This is a genomic window from Bacillus sp. AFS015802 (genome assembly GCF_002561455.1).
Classification (GTDB): Bacteria; Bacillota; Bacilli; order Bacillales; family Bacillaceae_B; genus Rossellomorea.
The window spans coordinates 12,467-28,465 of record NZ_NTUP01000067.1; the positions used below are offsets into that span (position 1 = coordinate 12,467).

Genomic DNA, 15,999 nt, shown 5'->3' on the forward strand with positions numbered 1-15,999 from the left:
CTTTATATCCGGGTAATCCGGATCGAACCGATTTTCACATCAACAGACAGCTTTATTTTCTTACTGGCATCGTCGTATTCCGGGGACCGGTAATACAGTTCAGAACGGATGTCCGCAGACTTCTGATCAAACAATTTCACATCCCCCACCTGCACCTTCAAAGTGATTTCCACAGGCACATTTTCGGGTATGATCATTTTCACGTCACCAATCCAGCCCTTGATTTCAATAGGTGTTTCTCCTTCAGGAATGAAGGCTTTACTGAAATCAAAATAATAATCTCCTATGGCGTTGTAGAGTTTCATATTTTCCAGGGGCCAGTTCGGTTCGGAAAAGCGAATATCCCCGACGATAAATCCTCTGTTGACTTTATTTTTTTTCTGAAGATTTTTTTCTCCCAACGCCTGATTTTCGGAGTTTGTGTCAGGGTTCTTATCAAAGGGATAATCGCTGCTTATACTCACTTTAATCGGTTTATTCCTTACAACCCTGTGAATGGCAATGGCGATAATGAAGATCGGCCACAGTTTCCACCAATTCCCATAATCGAACTCCACCATATCATATCCATCCAGGATGATCAGCGTCCCAAGCGCCAGGCTGAAAAGGCCAAATAATAATTTCCCGAAACTCTTCTTCAAAAAGCTGTCCACTGACCACTTCAAACCAAGCAGCAGTAACAAAATAGGAATAATATTGACAAATATCTGCGTTATTTCCAAGGAAATGACACCTATATTCAGTAATAATAGCAACAACCCAATCATCAGCAGTAAAAATGAAAAAAACCATTGCTTTCTTCCTTTATATCTCATATGAGCACCACCTTCACATCACTAATAGATACGCCATTGTGCATGGCTATTCCTGTTATTGCTTCCATTATAGATTGATTTCCATGCCTTATGGAGGAGCATCCGCATGATTTAGCCTCAGTCCAGAGACGGAAAAATGTTTATTATCCTGAATCACACCTCTTCTGTATTTTCATAATCTATAGTACAGATCAGGGCAAACGCCCAAGGTTTGAGGAACGATTTTTAGAGGAGGGTTTTTCTGATGGGGATTGACTTGACAGCTCTTCATTGGATTTATTTAGTTTTCATAGGATTGATCATTTTGTTTATGATTTTCCGTAAAGACACAACGATCGTATGCATCCTGGGGATCTTCAGTATTGCCTTAGTGGCAACCGGATCGTTAAGCGGATCGATTAGTAGTATATTTAATAGCTTTATCTTTGCCATCACCGAATTACTATCTACGATTCTCGTTATTTCCATCATCGTCGCCATGAGTAGAGGACTCACTTCTACAGGAATAAATGATGTAATGATCCGTCCGTTCACTAAGTTCATCCGCACCCCTGCCCTTGCGTATTGGACGATCGGTCTTGTGATGATGTTCATATCGTGGTTCTTTTGGCCGTCCCCGGCGGTTGCCCTCTTGGGAGCCGTATTAGTGCCTGTTGCCTTACGCGTCGGATTACCCGCCCTCGGCATTGCCATGGCCATGAACTTATTCGGACACGGAATCGCCCTTTCAGGTGACTTTGTCATTCAGGCTGCCCCTAAGCTTACGGCAGACGCTGCAGGCATACCGGTTTCTGAGGTTATTTCAGCAAGTATACCGCTCATCATTGTCATGGGGGTCGTCACCACCGTCACTGCATTCATTTTCCTTAAGCGCGATATGAAAAAAGGGATTCTCACAGTAGATCCCAGCTCCCTTGCCGCTACCGGACAGAATCTGGAGGATTCACATGAGCTTTTATCATCAGGTTGGAAAAGAGCCATTGCGGTCCTTATTCCACTCTTATTTGCCGCGGATATTACGGCAATGGTACTCTTTGACCTTCAAGGCGGGGATGCTACCGCCCTTATCGGGGGGACCTCCATCGTCATCCTCCTCTTGATTTCATTGGCCGCCTATAAAGGGAAAGGGCTAGAGAAAACAACCAGCTTCATGATTGACGGATTTCAGTTCGGGTTCAAAGTGTTCGGTCCGGTCATTCCGATTGCTGCTTTCTTCTATTTAGGGGATTCGGGATTCCAAACGATCATCGGTGATTTCCTGCCGTCAACATCCCACGGAATCGTCAATGATCTTGGGGCATCCCTGGCTGCGGCCGTCCCTCTTTCAAAGGCGGTGGGGGCCATCACCCTTACGACGGTCGGGGCCATCACGGGACTTGATGGCTCAGGCTTCTCGGGAATTTCCCTTGCCGGGTCCGTAGCCAATCTATTTGCTGAAAGCATCGGGTCAGGCATCGCCACCCTTACGGCCCTCGGTCAGGTCGCAGCCATATGGGTCGGTGGGGGAACCCTCGTCCCATGGGCACTCATACCGGCAGCCGCCATTTGCGGAGTCGATCCATTCGAACTCGCCAGACGGAATCTCATTCCCGTCATCATTGGATTGATCGCCACCACGATCGCAGCGATGTTTTTACTATAAAAATAGAGGGACGGACCTGTCCGGGGTCCGTCCCACCTATTTTTGCGGCCGCTTCTCATAAAGGAAGATACATAGTACGAAAAACGAGTATCCCAGAAGGAAACCGGCGGCGACATCTGAAGGATAGTGAGCCTGTTCCACTACCCGGCTGATGCCCGTCAAAAGGGAAAGGATGATGGCCAAAGTAAAAATTGTGATCTTCACTCCAATCGACGACATCTCCTTAGTGATGAAATAAGCGATGACCAGTAAGAAAACCAACCCGACCATGGCGTGACCGCTCGGAAAACTGAATCCCTCTTCTCCGTGTGAAAAAGGCGGCCTTTCCCGTTCCATTAAGCCTTTGATGGTTTTATTGAGAACATTGCTCCCCGCCACCAGCACCACAACGGTAATGATCCCGACAAAATCCTTCTTGACCCACCAAAGATAAAGGATCAAAGCGATGGAGGCGATGCCAATCACCACTTCAGTCCCTATCACAGAAAACATCTCCATAAAATGAAAGGAACTCATGTTGGAAAGCAAATACTCCTCTCCGAAAATCTCCATTCCATGATAAACAAAATGGGCGATTGCCATAAATAATGCGAACGAAATAAAAGCAGTTATATATAAAATTTTCTTCATCGTAGCCCTCCTTGAATTTCACTCGAATTATCCACTTCCCCTACGAAGTTTAGTGTTATAATATTCGTACTATTCACTAAACATTAGGAGGTTTTGCACATGCTCAATGAATTATATCAAAAATTAGAAGATCGTTGGATAGAAATGGTCAAGATCAGGAGATTCCTGCATCAACATCCCGAGTTATCCTTCCAGGAAAAGAACACGGCAAAGTATATTGCAGATTACTACAAAAACATCGGGGTCCCCGTTCAAGAACAAGTCGGAGGCAACGGCGTTGTAGCAAGGATTGAAGGAGCTCTCCCAGGTAAAACGGTGGCTCTCCGGGCAGACTTCGACGCTCTTCCCATCCAGGATGAAAAGGAAGTAGAGTATCGCTCTACCGTACCCGGCGTCATGCATGCATGTGGTCACGACGGACATACGGCGACGCTCCTGGTATTGGGGAAAACCCTTCATGAAATGCGTGACACCCTTTCAGGAACTGTGGTCCTCATTCATCAGCACGCGGAAGAATATGCACCGGGAGGAGCGAGATCCATGATAGAGGCGGGTTGCCTCGAAGGTGTGGATGTCATTTTCGGCACCCATTTATGGGCAACGGAACCGCTTGGAAAGGTCCTCTACCGAACAGGTCCGATCATGGCTGCAGCTGACCGCTTTGAAATTGTGATCAAAGGATCCGGCGGTCACGGGGCCCAGCCTCATAAAACGAAGGATTCCATCGTGATCGGAGCTCAAGTTGTTTCAGAGCTGCAGCAAATTGTGAGCAGACGGGTGAATCCGATTGATCCTGCCGTCGTGACGATCGGTTCCTTCATGGCCGATAATGCGTTTAATGTCATAGCGGATTCAGCTAAATTGATCGGAACGGTACGTACCTTCAATCCTGAAGTCAGGGACTTCATTGAAGAGGAAATCGAACAGATCCTGAAAGGGGCGTGCCTCTCCGGCCGCTGCGATTATGAATATGTGTATGATCGGGGTTATCCGGCTGTTGTCAATCATGAGGAGGAAACCGAGCTTTTCGTGCAGAGCGCCTGCGCTGTGGATGAAGTACACACGGTGGAACAAATCGAATTGCAAATGGGCGGCGAGGATTTCGCTTTTTATTTAGAACATATAAAGGGCAGCTTCTTCTTTACAGGAGCCAAGCCGGATGGTGTGGACATTGCCTACCCGCACCACCATCCCAAATTCGACCTTAACGAAAAAGCCCTTTTGATCGCGGCTAAATCATTGGCAAGCGCCACCCTTCACTACCAAGAAAAACACTCGGTATCAAAAACGGTTTCAAAATAAACAAAAAAGATCGGATGCTCAAGTAATGCAGCATCCGATCCTTTTTTTCTTAATAAAACCGGTGGTTCTTTTCAACTTTACTGACCACCAGCACCCACCAGATCAAGAGGGGCTGGAACAAAAGTCGGATCCAAAGCAGCAGCCGATTCGCCTCTTCCTGTCCAGGGGCTGGGATTCCTTTAATGGCCGCGTAAATATTGGCAGGAAAAACAAGAACCAAGTAAATCGCCGTAATGATTCCGGTCTTTTCTCGGGTCTTTGGAATCAATAAGAGTATGGACAGAATAAACTCCATGATCCCCGTTAAATACACGAGCTCTTCCCTTAAAGGAATAAATCCGGGAATCATTTCCGCAAATCCTCGGGCTTCGATAAAATGAAATACACCTGCTAAAAAAAAGAAGAAGGAGAACAGGATGAGTCCGATGACCTTCCATGCTTTATTCCGTTTATTCATCTATTCAACACCTCACTAACACAAATTCAGGTTACTTCCCACTATACAGGATATCATGATGGAAATAAAAAGATCGGTATGCCAAATGATCTCGACAAAAAGAAGATCGATCAAGATGACCGATCTTCCCTACGGTACTATTCTAATTCATTGAAGTAGCGAATCCGATAAGCAAATTTTGCCACCTCTCCAAGATGATCCAGGAGCTGATAGTTGGCATAAGCCCCCACCACAGCCCCGACTCCTGGAATGAGCTGAAGCATTTTTACAAAATCGATGTAATCCCTGTACTCCTGTTGAAAGGTTTTCCAATCGAGTTCTTTCAACTTTTCTCTTTCTTCCTCCCAGTTTTCAATGATGTGGAGAACACCCTTCTTATGGGGATCACTGGAAAAGGCAAGTTGAAAGACATATAAAAGGAATAGCCGTTCCTCATATTGTTTTGGATCATAGCCATGGATCAAAGCGCACTCACTAAGAAACTTCATCTTAATGGAGAGAAGCAGCGGGAAATCCGCAAGGCCGAGGAAGATCCCGCCTGCACCGGTACCCGCCCCTTCAATGGTCGCAGTTTTCCGGTAAAATTCCATTCGCTCCTTCATCAGGTCTTCCCGTTCCTGAAGTCCCGGCTCGCATGTGATTGTTTGGAGGGACACCCATTCGCTCCCCTTCAACGTGACCTCCACCATCTTCTTGATACTTTCCGTGACGACTTTGTGGGCTCTTTCAGGTATCCATTGATTCACTTTGGTTTGCGCCTGCTTGGAAACCCTCTGAAACAGGGACGATTTCCTGATGTATCTTCGTTTCCATGATTCCAACTCTTCTCTTTCATGGTTCATATAGAACCACCATCCTTTTTCATTAGCCTTCACTCATTATACGTTTCAACTGATCCTGCCGTTTCACTAAAACAGTGTTTCTTCCAACTTCTTCAATCGCTGCGCTAAATAGAACTGACTAAAGAATATGGAGAAGGTTATACCAGCAAGCAGCGTGATCAGTCCCTCGAGCCACGCTCCCCTTACTATGAGGGGAATGGAGAATACAACAGCCTGGATCATCATAGACTGTGTCATGAGTTTTTGGAAGGACGATTTCTTCCATTCCCTTGATACAGGATAAATAAGAACCCATATCTTATAATCAAAACGCTTAAACAATGGTATCAGCTGAAATGCCGTCAGATACAGGAATACTAAAGCCGTCAGAATACTGAAGATAAATGAAGCATTCCAATAAATCAGCAATGCCCCTATCACAGTCAATCGTACATATAGACCTGAATATTCACTAGTCCTCACAAGGGATCGGAGATATAGATAGCGATAGGTAGACGCTTGAGAAAATGGTGCCTTTACAAGCCAATCCAGCCATTTTCTCCGGTGCACCCTCCCTTTCAGCTTCGGAACATCCGTGAACATATTGGCGATGCGATAAAAGATCAGCATACGCTGCTCTTCCAAATGGATCAATAAATCCCATTTAAGGTTCTTTCCTTTTGTGGACTGATGAAAATAAAAGACATATCCGAGCATCAATACGGCGACGACGATCGGCGACCACAGTGGAGCATCCGATAAAACAAGAAAAACAAGTGCTCCATTCAGGAAAAATCGAACAAGGCTGTCCGTTATATGGGCCTCCCTTTCCTGAAACCTCAGCATGAACCACCGAACATAGAGGTTCCATACTTTGATGCACAATACGAAAGCAAGCAATGGAAAGAAGCTCTTGAAACTGCTTCCGCTTACAGCTACATACATGGGCATCAGCGCCGCCAGGACAAGCAGTTGAACGTACGATTGAAACATGAAGCTGATCCAGATGCATTTCGTGAAATAACTGGATAAACGCTCTTCCAATGGCAAGAGAAACACAGCATCCGCTTCTCTCAGGAAGGTGTACACGGGACTCCACGCAAGTAACAGCCCCAGTATGACCGCCATGATCAAAGGAGCGGGGAAAGACGGCTCAAGAGTCTTCACCCACTGATTATACGTAAATGCAGCCCCTCCTAGTGCAAAGATCAGGACGAATAGTAAATGGTCGTTGAACATGTATTTCAAATACTTCTGCAGCTCTTGATTATATTCTGCAATGCGCTTTCTCCAGATACCATCCACGTTATTCATCATGGGATTCTTCCTTTGTCAGCTGTATATAAATATCATCCAACGTTGCTTGGGGCATGGAAAACTCCCTTTGAAGCTCTTCGAGAGTGCCTTTTGCCCGTATTTCCCCTTCATGAAGGATGATGAATGAATCACAGTATCTTTCTGCCGTTGCAAGTATATGGGTCGACATAAGGATGCCCGCCCCATTTTGTTTCATTTCCTGCATCCAATCAAGTAACGACTGGATTCCGAGTGGATCCAATCCGACAAACGGTTCGTCAATGATGTAAAGACTCGGCTGGATAAGGAATGCACACATGATCATCACCTTTTGTTTCATCCCTTTTGAAAAATGGGCAGGGAACCAGCTCATCTTCTTCTCCATACGGAACGCCTTCAACAGCTTATCAATTCTGCCTTTATATTCGGTTTCTGATAGTCCATATGCCATGGCCGTAAGCTTCAAGTGTTCCTCCAGGGTTAATTCATCATATAAAATAGGTGTCTCAGGTATGTATGAGAATTGCTTCCGATATTGATCGGGATCCTTTTTCAATGTATGTCCATTGATGGAAACTTGGCCCTGCTTCGCCTCCATCAGACCGATGATATGTTTGATGGTCGTACTTTTTCCTGCTCCGTTCAATCCGATTAATCCTACAATTTCGTTTGAATGAATGGAAAATGATATATCCTTTAAGACCGGCTTCCTTGTATAGCCACCGACAAGGTGTTTGATTTCTAATAATGACACAAGCAGCAACGTCCTTTCTCTTCACGTATTATTTCTATTTTATCAAAACTTTAAAGTAAAGGCATGTTTAGAATATGGATCTTTTCCCCCAAGAGGCTGGGACATAACTAAATCCATTTCCTCTAAAGACGAACAATCAAGTCAATCGTTACACCGCTATTGATTTCCGTGCAAGACTTCGCTTTCCTCGGGCGGAAGGCGAGCACCTGCAGCGGAAATCAACCAGCACTCACTTCTTCTTAGGTGGGAATTTTCAAGACAACCGGTTGAACAACACCCTTCCATATTTTAGTATTCATAACAATCCGTTGATCTGCACAACATATTATCAGAAGGGGCCAGCAATAAGAAAAAGGGGATGGTTGTTAAAGACCAGCTAACCGATTTCACTATTGTTTGCGACTTGAAGGATTCGTCGTCTTCTATAGTGAATGACACACTCACCATATTCATTTGATCAAAAAATTGATAAATGAGGTGTTTGTTAAAGCACATTTTGACTGAATCAACTTACTTTAGTAGCTTACCTTAGCTTATTAGATAAGGGGATGGTCAGTTTGCACAAAGTCATTCATGTTTCCAGCGATTTACACATATCATCCTTATAGCAAATGAGGTGTTTGTCCAAGACGGCATACAGTTTCTATTGTCTTAATTGCTTAAATAGCGAAAAGATAAGGGGATGGTCGCATTGAACAATTTTCATTCTAACCCAGAATGGTACACTTTTCGAAGCTACTAGCGAATGAGGTGTTTATCAAAGAGAATGAAGCCTGACATTTAAACCTTTACAGTATTACCCCTTCTAAGAAGAGAGGCAGGAAAATCGTTCCTGTCTCTTCTTCATTTATTGTCCTATTAATGATAAAATACATACACCATTACTGAAAGGTGGAAATGAATATGAGTGACTGTATTTTTTGTAAAATCATCGATGGAGAAATCCCCGCAATGAAAGTCTACGAAGATGATCACGTCCTTGCTTTTCTTGACATCAGCCAGGTGACGAAAGGTCATACTCTTCTTATCCCAAAAGTACATAAAGAAAATGTATATGAGCTGACACCGGATATTGCGGGCCACCTCTTCTCTGTTGCACCAAAAATTGCAAACAGCATCAAGGCTGAATTCAATCCGGTCGGAATGAACCTGTTAAGCAATGCAGGTGAAGAAGCAGGACAATCCGTCTTCCATTTTCATATGCACTTCATCCCACGATACGGCAACGGGGATGGCTTTGGAGCCGTCTGGAAAACCCACAATGATGACTACAGTCAAGAAGATTTAAAAGAAGTTGCTGATTCCATCGCGCAGCACCTGTCATAGTCTTTAGAGTCCAAAACCTCCACTCATGGAAGGTTCGGTCTTTTTTCAGAAATTTTAATCTTTGACACAGATTCCCCATATGTTATAATGTACCTATCTTTTCGCTAATGGCAACAGTGCACATTAGGAGAAGCAGAATACACAGTATAGTTTAGTTGAGGAGAGATGAGAAATGAATACAAAAACACTTGTATCCCTATCATTATTAGTAGGGATCGGAGCGGTCCTGCACACAGTGATTCCGGGAATTTTCTTAGGGATGAAGCCGGACATGATGCTGACAATGATGTTCTTAGGCATTATCCTGTTTCCGGCAAAGAAAAACGTATTGCTTTTGGGTTTACTTACAGGAGTCATTTCAGGATTAACAACACAGTTCCCCGGAGGATTCTTACCAAACCTGATTGACAAGCCGGTTACGGCATTCGTTTTTTACGGATTATTCCTTGCAACAAAGAAAATCACCCGTTCATTAGTAGGCGCTTCTGTTCTAACCGCTATCGGTACACTCGTATCAGGAAGCGTATTCTTACTTTCTGCATATGTGATCGTTGGACTGCCTGGAGCTTTCTTTGCTCTATTTGCAGCTGTCGTACTTCCGGCAACACTTGTGAACGCCGGCGCGATGTTCGTCGTGTATCCGATCATCAACGGTATTTTAAAACGTTCAAGCATTCGAGAAGCTGTCACTACAGAACAGCTATCCTGATTGAAGTCATAGATAAGCCCTCCATTTTGTGCAACCGTCACGAAATGGAGGGCTTTTTTCTATTAACTGACTGCAAACCAAAACAGTATCCCTATGAGAAAAGTGATCAATCCACCTGACCCCAATATGGTCGCACGCTTCTTCAATATGTTCTTAGGAGGATACATTCCAGGCCTTTGAATACTAATGAAGTTATACACCATACTCAGAAATAAAACGCCACTGAGAGCAAAGAAACCGAAGATTATTCCGTCCATCCTTTTAGAACCTCCCCCTCTCCACCACCTCTTACCTTCAATTTTATGCGTTCGGTGAGAAAGATATGAACCGACTTGTTTCAATCTGTTCTAAAAGGGAAAAGGAGAATACCTGCTGATTGTAGAAATATAGTATTATAGAAATAGAAGAACGAGGTGAAAAATAGTGAATAAAAAATCTCTTGCTTACGGGCTTTTAATCGGTGGAGTGGTCGGTGGGGTTGCCTCCCTTCTTACATCCCCTTCATCAGGGAAAGAGATCCGTGCTCAAATCAAAGACAAGAAGGACGATTGGACTGGAGTCATCGAGGAAATGAAAGGCCATATCGGAGAATTGAAAGAATCCATCGGTACCCTTTCGCAGGAAGGAAAGGAAACCGTCCTTCAGCTTTCAAAGGACCTTCAAGCTTCCTTCAAGCAGTGGCAGGCTTCAACCGAGCCAAATAACCAGCGCCTTCAGGAAGAAATCCAGTCCATCCAGCGAACCATCGAAGAGCTGGAAAAATCGATCAACTCAGCCAATACGACGAATCAATAACCAAATCCCCGTCATCCATTTACGATTTATGGCTGACGGGGATTCTGTTTTGTAAAATAAAATTTATCCTCGCGCGCTTTTTTCAATATAGTGATTATCCCCACAAATCCCGTCATCACTGCGTTCACTCCCATTTCTTTTTCTATTTTAGAGCAGATGTACCAACCAGAAATTATATACTTCGAAAAATTTTGTCAATTTAGCCTTTATTAATTATTACTTTATTGGCATAATAAAATATAAGCGCTTTCTTTTTTGATGATCGTTGTATCAGCGAATCCTTTGGAACTGCTTACAACGCAACCATTTCAGAACAGCTTATATTAAAAAGATTTTCTAGCAAAGTGGGTGAATGAGATGAAGGAAAGAGAATTTACTTTGAAAGAGGCAATGCTCTTCAGTCAAAGGATGGCTCAGCTTAGTAAAGCTTTGTGGAAAGCCATCGAAAAGGACTGGCAGCAGTGGATCAAGCCATACGACTTAAATATCAATGAACACCATATTCTCTGGATTGCGTATCATTTAAAGGGGGCGTCCATTTCGGACGTGGCCAAATTCGGTGTTATGCATGTTTCAACAGCCTTTAACTTCTCGAAGAAATTAGAGGAACGGGAACTCCTTGAGTTTTCCAAACGGGAAAACGACAAGCGGAATACCTATATCCAACTAACGGATAAGGGTGAGAGAATCCTTCTTGATCTGATGAAGAACTATAAGCCTGAAAGTCACTCCATCTTCCAGGGGGTATCCCCATTACGGGAATTATACGGGAAGTTTCCTGAAATGATTGAAATGATGACCGTCGTGCGGAATATTTATGGGAATGACTTTATGGAAATATTCGAAAAATCATTTCATAATATTGAAAATGATTTTTCTGATGATAACGGAAAGCTTGGTGAACTGTTTGAAGACGAAGAAGAATTGGCTTAATCTACAAGCTCTTCTTTAATTGCCTCATTAAGGCTGGATACATGTTCTGTACGAGGCAGCTGTCCACGACTTCATGCACCTTCAACTTTGCATGAAGCTTAGCTTCAAATTCTTTGAAAAGCGGAGTATTGTAAACAAATCCTTCCGCTTTTTGTTTTTCAAGCTTCATGCTCAGTCTATCACAAGTCATAAAGAACTCCTTCACTTCCTTCTCGGACAAACCATTTCGAATGATCAACCGATAAAATGGGAATCCATTCTCGGGCAGCATTTCAACCATCAACCTCTGATGATATTCAAGTTTCTCTATTCGCTTCATTAGTTCATCCATACTTCTAACCCCGCTAAATTTCTCATACTCTTATTGTACAAAACTATAACATACCTGTCGCCCCAAAAGTCCTTCAAAAAATAAGAAAAAACCTTCTAAAAATGTATTGATTTTTTCCGGCAATCGTAATAAAGTATGTAAAGCACTTAATTAACCACAATTCGTCTAATGGAGGCGATTTTTTTATGCATTGCTGGAAAACAATCAATCTCGAAAAACAATTTGGATTTTACCGAGTCTTTTTACTTTCATCCATCATCATGATGATGGTATTCTCATTAATATACGTACCGATTAACTTACTATTTCCGAGTGCATTTTATGATAAGCATTTTCTCGGATTCTTTGTTGGTCTCTTGAGTATCTATCCACTGCATAAATTTTTTCACATCGTGCCGATACTGCCATTTGTGAAAAAAATCAAATGTAAATGCAACCGAAAGATGTATCTGTTGCCGATTCTCTCGTTGCGGGTGGATCAGCCCATTTCAAAATACCGTTACTTGGTCGCCCTGGTGGCTCCTTTCTTTGTTCTAAACAGTATTTTGTTATATGGCTGCTTCCATTTCCCACATTATTCGCATTACTTTACCATGCTGATTGCATTCCATTCAGGCATTTGTGCCATTGACTTTATTTATGCAAAGCAGCTCATGGATTCACCCAAGAATGCATTGATCGAAGAAAATGAAGATGGATATGAAATATTGATTTATCAGTAAGGATGATGGATGGCCATTGATGCACTCAATGGAATAAATCATCCTTCTCATATTTTTACGGTTCTATCACAGGTTTCGTTTCTTTACCGGCCCGGAGAACGTGATTCGTATGAAAAAAGCTTCATTTACATGAATTGGGTGACACTCTTGCTACCAATTAGGGAAATAATTTGGTAATGTATAGTCTATAGGAGATAACGGGGAGGGGTTTGGATGATCTCCATGTTTTTAGTATTTGCAGTTTTCATCTTATTTTATATAAATAAAATGACAAATGCATTATGTTTACAAAAAGAAATACCTGAAGAACGCCAACCTAAAGTGTTTAGAACCATCAATATCCTAATCACCATACTACTGGTCTCTTCCTATATAGAAATTCTATTTACATAGCTTAAATTGTCATTAAAAAAGCAGATCCGGAAAATCGGATCTGCTTTTTTCATCTATTTAAATTAGCAAACGTATGCTGCACCAATGATGATTAACAAAATGAATAATACTACGATTAACGCGAAACCTCCGCCGTACCCGCCGCAAGCACCTGACATATGCGCTTCCTCCTTTCATGTATGAAAAGCATTAACATATGAATATGAAGCAAAAGGGGCCAGCCTTACTTAAAGGTGTTGCCCCCTCTTACAGTCTTTATCCGATAAATCTAAACCCCGAGGCTAAATTATAGCCATGCTGCACCTACAATGATTAACAGGATGAACAGTACTACGATTAACGCGAAACCTCCGCCGTATGCGTGACCCATAACTTTCCACCTCCTTTGAAGCGCTACTTTATCTTATTCAAGTTAGCTGCCATTTGTTTTAGGCTATTGTCATAAATTTAATTTTTTTAGTAAATATATGCGGCACCAACGATGATTAATAAGATGAACAGCACTACGATTAACGCAAATCCAGAATTGTATCCACAGCTCATATTTATTACCTCCTTTTCTCTCTTCGCTCTTATCATATGAAGGAACCTGGGAAGTGGGTGTGTAAAATGCCCATTTTTCTGAAGATTAGTTTGGAAAATATTTTTTTTCATGGAAAAAGTGTGTTATAGTATGTTTTGTAGAAAATTGACAAGCCATCAAACGAATATAGTGTAGGAGTTGGTCACCATGAAAAAATGGATCATTTCAGTATCATTGGCTGCCGGAGTCGTTGGACTAGCCGGATGCAGCGGGGACGATGCTGAAGGAAACAGTGACGTTGTTGCAACAACAAAAGCCGGAGACGTAACAAAAGATGAACTATACAAATCAATGAAGCAAAAATTCACTCCGCAAATGGAACAAGCCCTTCAGGAACTCGTTTATACAAAAGTCCTGGATGAGAAGTATGATGTGACAAAAGAGGAAGTTGATGAAAAGCTGAATGAAGCAAAAGATCAACTCGGACCTCAATTCGATATGTTCTTACAACAATATAATCTGGACGAAAAGTCGTTCAAGCAGTATTTAAAGCTTCAATTACTTCAAGAAAAAGCCGCTATATCCGATGTCAAAGTCACGGATAAAGAAGTGAAAGAATACTACGAGAAATGGAAACCGGATATTAAAGTACGCCATATCCTTGTAGAAGATGAAAAGACAGCGAAAGAAGTCAAACAGAAATTGGCTGATGGAGCGAAATTCGAAGACCTGGCCAAGGAATACTCCACAGATCCAGGTTCTGCTGAAAACGGTGGAAGCTTAGGATGGGTGGACTACGCCGGTCGTCAAAACTTTGTTCCTGAATTCTCCAAAGCACTTGACACTCTCGAAAAAGGGAAAGTGAGTGAGCCGATCAAGACAGAATATGGCTACCACATCATCGAAGTGACAGACAAAAAAGAAAAGAAATCCTTTGACGAAATGAAGAAGGAAATCGAAAAAGAATTGAAGCTTTCCAAAGTGGATCCTCAAAAAATCCAGGAAGCAATGAAAGCCGAAATTGAAAAAGCGGACCTGAACATTAAAGATAAAGACCTTAAGAAGGCATTTGATCAAGTGCTGAATCCGCCGGCGGCACCTGAAGGCGGAGAAACACCTGCACCTGAAGGTGAAGCTCCTGCAACGGAAAAAGCGGAATAAATCAAAAAGGACTGACGGCCATATGCGGCCATCAGTCCTTTTTGTCTCCTATCAAGACGTTAGTTGACGTCTCTTCTCTTTTTCCTCTTCCATACGATGAATATAAACTTCTCCTTCTTTTTCAATCCATTCATCTTCCAGCGACTTTTCTTCCTTCGCCGATTTTATCGTCATAAAGGCACTTCCGAAAATCCCTGCTACAACCAGGTACATCCAAATAGGCAGTGTCAATTGCTTCATCTCCTTATAGGTTTGTCCTCTTTTATTTTCACTATATGAGGACAAGGATCAAAACATGACCATAAAATCAAATAAGACCCGATCAAAGACCGGGTCCCATCCTTTTATTTATGAAACGTTGGTTTATAGAACGAACGGTTATCAAGGGCGAATACTCTTTCCGTATATTCACCCGGCTTTACCCGCTCAAGAGCGCGATCGAGCATATTCATCTTCGCGTCTACATTGTCAATGTAATGAAGGATCTCCGCTTCACGGATAAGTGGCGGCTTAGGACTTCCCCACTCGGCTTTACCGTGGTGACTCAGCACGAGATGTTGAAGAATCATGACTTCTTCTCCTTCGATTCCCAGTTCATCCGCAGCTTTCCCTATTTCATTCACCATGATGGAGATATGACCGATCAGATTCCCTTCAATCGTATACGTTGTCGAGGTAGGACCTGACAGCTCGATGACTTTTCCTAAATCATGCAGGATCACCCCGGCATAGAGAAGGTCCGAATCCAGGGAAGGATAAAGCCCCGCAATGGCTTTCGAAAGATCCAGCATCGATACAACGTGGTACGCAAGGCCGGATACAAATTCATGATGGTTCTTTGTAGCCGCCGGGTATTCCAGGAAAGGCTTTTGATATTTTTTGATCAGGTGTCTCGTGATACGCTGTATGTTCGGGTTTCTCATTTCAAAAATGTATTGTGTGATTTTACTTGTCATTTCATCGATGCTTACAGGCGCCGTTTCAAGGAAGTCTGAAATCGCATAGCCATCGGCAGGGGAAGCAGGCCGGATCTGTTTGATTTTAAGCTGATTCTTTCCACGGTAACTGTGTATGTCACCCACTACCCTTACAATCGTTTCAGGCTGGTATGCCCTCTCATCCTGCTCAGAAGCATCCCAAAGCTTGGCTTCCATATCTCCGCTCTTATCTTGCAGGATCAAGGTCAAAAACGGCTTTCCCGTATTTGTGGTACCCTTGGTCATCTGCTTGATTAATAGTGGCAAGTCAATCGTCTCACCGACATTAAAATGTGTAATTCCTGACATCTCTTCTCCTCCGTCCAAGTGGAATGGTAGTTTCAGTATATCATAGATTGATTAAGAACAAGGTTGGAAAGGGTTGGAGGCCGTCTCCAAATCCTCCTGAATC

22 protein-coding genes are annotated in these 15,999 nt (G+C 42.9%); 9 read left to right on the forward strand and 13 right to left on the reverse strand.

Translation table 11 applies throughout. The features are described 5' to 3' along the window. Positions 1-2: 2 nt before the first annotated feature. Positions 3-815: a cell wall-active antibiotics response protein LiaF gene (gene liaF, locus CN378_RS20270; RefSeq protein ID WP_098354314.1), complete on the reverse strand. Its 813-nt coding sequence runs from the start codon at positions 813-815 to the stop codon at positions 3-5. 244 nt (positions 816-1,059) lie between these two features. On the opposite strand from liaF, the gene CN378_RS20275 reads away from it, so the two are divergent. After that, positions 1,060-2,457 (forward strand): hypothetical protein, encoded by a 1,398-nt coding sequence (locus CN378_RS20275; protein ID WP_098354315.1) that lies wholly within the window; start codon positions 1,060-1,062, stop codon positions 2,455-2,457. Between the two features lie 36 nt (positions 2,458-2,493). Here CN378_RS20275 and CN378_RS20280 read toward each other — a convergent pair whose 3' ends face one another. After that, positions 2,494-3,087, reverse strand: a complete 594-nt coding sequence (locus CN378_RS20280; RefSeq protein ID WP_098354316.1) for a phosphatase PAP2 family protein — start codon at positions 3,085-3,087, stop codon at positions 2,494-2,496. A 99-nt stretch (positions 3,088-3,186) separates the two neighbouring features. On the opposite strand from CN378_RS20280, the gene CN378_RS20285 reads away from it, so the two are divergent. Then, the gene (locus tag CN378_RS20285) at positions 3,187-4,389 is read left to right on the forward strand and encodes a M20 family metallopeptidase (protein ID WP_098354317.1); all 1,203 of its coding nucleotides are present in this window, start codon (positions 3,187-3,189) and stop codon (positions 4,387-4,389) included. Between the two features lie 49 nt (positions 4,390-4,438). Here CN378_RS20285 and CN378_RS20290 read toward each other — a convergent pair whose 3' ends face one another. The 4 genes from CN378_RS20290 to CN378_RS20305 form a co-directional block, all read right to left on the reverse strand. After that, positions 4,439-4,846, reverse strand: a complete 408-nt coding sequence (locus CN378_RS20290) for a DoxX family protein (protein ID WP_098354318.1) — start codon at positions 4,844-4,846, stop codon at positions 4,439-4,441. 137 nt (positions 4,847-4,983) lie between these two features. Beyond that, positions 4,984-5,688: an EcsC family protein gene (locus CN378_RS20295; protein WP_098354319.1), complete on the reverse strand. Its 705-nt coding sequence runs from the start codon at positions 5,686-5,688 to the stop codon at positions 4,984-4,986. Between the two features lie 66 nt (positions 5,689-5,754). Next, positions 5,755-6,984, reverse strand: a complete 1,230-nt coding sequence (locus CN378_RS20300) for an ABC transporter permease (protein WP_257141223.1) — start codon at positions 6,982-6,984, stop codon at positions 5,755-5,757. Then, positions 6,974-7,717, reverse strand: a complete 744-nt coding sequence (locus tag CN378_RS20305; RefSeq protein ID WP_098354348.1) for an ABC transporter ATP-binding protein — start codon at positions 7,715-7,717, stop codon at positions 6,974-6,976. Before CN378_RS20305 ends, CN378_RS20300 begins: the two co-directional genes overlap by 11 nt. Positions 7,718-8,620: 903 nt before the next feature. Between CN378_RS20305 and CN378_RS20310 the strand changes: the two genes are divergently transcribed. Both CN378_RS20310 and CN378_RS20315 read left to right on the forward strand, forming a co-directional pair. Continuing rightward, positions 8,621-9,043: an HIT family protein gene (locus CN378_RS20310; RefSeq protein ID WP_098354320.1), complete on the forward strand. Its 423-nt coding sequence runs from the start codon at positions 8,621-8,623 to the stop codon at positions 9,041-9,043. 172 nt (positions 9,044-9,215) lie between these two features. Then, entirely contained in the window at positions 9,216-9,752 is a 537-nt protein-coding gene (locus CN378_RS20315) for a tryptophan transporter (RefSeq protein ID WP_098354321.1), read from the forward strand. A gap of 62 nt (positions 9,753-9,814) precedes the next feature. On the opposite strand, the gene yhzF is transcribed toward CN378_RS20315, so the two are convergent. Further along, positions 9,815-10,009, reverse strand: coding sequence for a membrane protein YhzF (gene yhzF / locus CN378_RS20320; RefSeq protein WP_098354322.1), 195 nt, complete (start codon positions 10,007-10,009; stop codon positions 9,815-9,817). 166 nt (positions 10,010-10,175) lie between these two features. On the opposite strand from yhzF, the gene CN378_RS20325 reads away from it, so the two are divergent. Both CN378_RS20325 and CN378_RS20330 read left to right on the forward strand, forming a co-directional pair. Beyond that, entirely contained in the window at positions 10,176-10,547 is a 372-nt protein-coding gene (locus CN378_RS20325) for a YtxH domain-containing protein (RefSeq protein ID WP_179885005.1), read from the forward strand. 357 nt (positions 10,548-10,904) lie between these two features. Further along, the gene (locus tag CN378_RS20330) at positions 10,905-11,480 is read left to right on the forward strand and encodes an HTH-type transcriptional regulator Hpr (protein WP_098354324.1); all 576 of its coding nucleotides are present in this window, start codon (positions 10,905-10,907) and stop codon (positions 11,478-11,480) included. A 1-nt stretch (position 11,481) separates the two neighbouring features. Here CN378_RS20330 and CN378_RS20335 read toward each other — a convergent pair whose 3' ends face one another. Then, positions 11,482-11,811 carry a DUF1878 family protein gene (locus CN378_RS20335; protein ID WP_098354325.1) on the reverse strand — a complete coding sequence of 110 codons (330 nt, stop codon included), beginning with the start codon at positions 11,809-11,811 and terminating at the stop codon, positions 11,482-11,484. Positions 11,812-11,996: 185 nt separating this feature from the next. On the opposite strand from CN378_RS20335, the gene CN378_RS20340 reads away from it, so the two are divergent. Then, positions 11,997-12,533, forward strand: a complete 537-nt coding sequence (locus CN378_RS20340; RefSeq protein ID WP_098354326.1) for a DUF3267 domain-containing protein — start codon at positions 11,997-11,999, stop codon at positions 12,531-12,533. 213 nt (positions 12,534-12,746) lie between these two features. Beyond that, on the forward strand, positions 12,747-12,926 hold the full coding sequence (locus CN378_RS23055; protein ID WP_034763303.1) for a hypothetical protein: 180 nt from the start codon (positions 12,747-12,749) through the stop codon (positions 12,924-12,926). 62 nt (positions 12,927-12,988) lie between these two features. Here the strand turns inward: CN378_RS23055 and CN378_RS20350 are convergent, their stop codons facing one another. From CN378_RS20350 to CN378_RS20360, 3 genes are all read right to left on the reverse strand, one after another. After that, a complete protein-coding gene (locus CN378_RS20350) occupies positions 12,989-13,084 on the reverse strand; it encodes a YjcZ family sporulation protein (protein WP_079534381.1) in 96 nt (31 codons plus the stop codon). 128 nt (positions 13,085-13,212) lie between these two features. After that, positions 13,213-13,296 carry a YjcZ family sporulation protein gene (locus CN378_RS20355; protein WP_060670486.1) on the reverse strand — a complete coding sequence of 28 codons (84 nt, stop codon included), beginning with the start codon at positions 13,294-13,296 and terminating at the stop codon, positions 13,213-13,215. Positions 13,297-13,382: 86 nt separating this feature from the next. Continuing rightward, positions 13,383-13,469 (reverse strand): YjcZ family sporulation protein, encoded by an 87-nt coding sequence (locus CN378_RS20360; protein WP_034763301.1) that lies wholly within the window; start codon positions 13,467-13,469, stop codon positions 13,383-13,385. 187 nt (positions 13,470-13,656) lie between these two features. Here CN378_RS20360 and CN378_RS20365 point away from each other — a divergent pair, with 187 nt between their 5' ends. Beyond that, a complete protein-coding gene (locus CN378_RS20365; protein ID WP_098354327.1) occupies positions 13,657-14,610 on the forward strand; it encodes a peptidylprolyl isomerase in 954 nt (317 codons plus the stop codon). Positions 14,611-14,661: 51 nt separating this feature from the next. Here CN378_RS20365 and CN378_RS20370 read toward each other — a convergent pair whose 3' ends face one another. Further along, a complete protein-coding gene (locus CN378_RS20370) occupies positions 14,662-14,841 on the reverse strand; it encodes a sporulation YhaL family protein (protein ID WP_483295106.1) in 180 nt (59 codons plus the stop codon). A 113-nt stretch (positions 14,842-14,954) separates the two neighbouring features. Beyond that, the gene (gene yhaM / locus CN378_RS20375; RefSeq protein WP_098354329.1) at positions 14,955-15,896 is read right to left on the reverse strand and encodes a 3'-5' exoribonuclease YhaM; all 942 of its coding nucleotides are present in this window, start codon (positions 15,894-15,896) and stop codon (positions 14,955-14,957) included. Between the last annotated feature and the right edge of the window lie 103 nt (positions 15,897-15,999).

Bases quoted from the DNA above. Each gene is read 5' to 3' on its own strand.
- CN378_RS20340 (WP_098354326.1), top strand. From the start codon at position 11,997: ATGCATTGCTGGAAAACAATCAATCTCGAAAAACAATTTGGATTTTAC.
- CN378_RS20285 (WP_098354317.1), top strand. From the start codon at position 3,187: ATGCTCAATGAATTATATCAAAAATTAGAAGATCGTTGGATAGAAATG.
- CN378_RS20310 (WP_098354320.1), top strand. From the start codon at position 8,621: ATGAGTGACTGTATTTTTTGTAAAATCATCGATGGAGAAATCCCCGCA.
- CN378_RS20300 (WP_257141223.1), bottom strand. From the start codon at position 6,984: ATGATGAATAACGTGGATGGTATCTGGAGAAAGCGCATTGCAGAATAT.
- CN378_RS20335 (WP_098354325.1), bottom strand. From the start codon at position 11,811: ATGGATGAACTAATGAAGCGAATAGAGAAACTTGAATATCATCAGAGG.
- CN378_RS23055 (WP_034763303.1), top strand. From the start codon at position 12,747: ATGATCTCCATGTTTTTAGTATTTGCAGTTTTCATCTTATTTTATATA.
- yhzF (WP_098354322.1), bottom strand. From the start codon at position 10,009: ATGGACGGAATAATCTTCGGTTTCTTTGCTCTCAGTGGCGTTTTATTT.
- CN378_RS20280 (WP_098354316.1), bottom strand. From the start codon at position 3,087: ATGAAGAAAATTTTATATATAACTGCTTTTATTTCGTTCGCATTATTT.
- CN378_RS20360 (WP_034763301.1), bottom strand. From the start codon at position 13,469: ATGAGCTGTGGATACAATTCTGGATTTGCGTTAATCGTAGTGCTGTTC.
- CN378_RS20350 (WP_079534381.1), bottom strand. From the start codon at position 13,084: ATGTCAGGTGCTTGCGGCGGGTACGGCGGAGGTTTCGCGTTAATCGTA.
- liaF (WP_098354314.1), bottom strand. From the start codon at position 815: ATGAGATATAAAGGAAGAAAGCAATGGTTTTTTTCATTTTTACTGCTG.
- CN378_RS20290 (WP_098354318.1), bottom strand. From the start codon at position 4,846: ATGAATAAACGGAATAAAGCATGGAAGGTCATCGGACTCATCCTGTTC.
- CN378_RS20315 (WP_098354321.1), top strand. From the start codon at position 9,216: ATGAATACAAAAACACTTGTATCCCTATCATTATTAGTAGGGATCGGA.
- CN378_RS20365 (WP_098354327.1), top strand. From the start codon at position 13,657: ATGAAAAAATGGATCATTTCAGTATCATTGGCTGCCGGAGTCGTTGGA.
- CN378_RS20295 (WP_098354319.1), bottom strand. From the start codon at position 5,688: ATGAACCATGAAAGAGAAGAGTTGGAATCATGGAAACGAAGATACATC.
- CN378_RS20330 (WP_098354324.1), top strand. From the start codon at position 10,905: ATGAAGGAAAGAGAATTTACTTTGAAAGAGGCAATGCTCTTCAGTCAA.
- CN378_RS20355 (WP_060670486.1), bottom strand. From the start codon at position 13,296: ATGGGTCACGCATACGGCGGAGGTTTCGCGTTAATCGTAGTACTGTTC.
- CN378_RS20275 (WP_098354315.1), top strand. From the start codon at position 1,060: ATGGGGATTGACTTGACAGCTCTTCATTGGATTTATTTAGTTTTCATA.
- yhaM (WP_098354329.1), bottom strand. From the start codon at position 15,896: ATGTCAGGAATTACACATTTTAATGTCGGTGAGACGATTGACTTGCCA.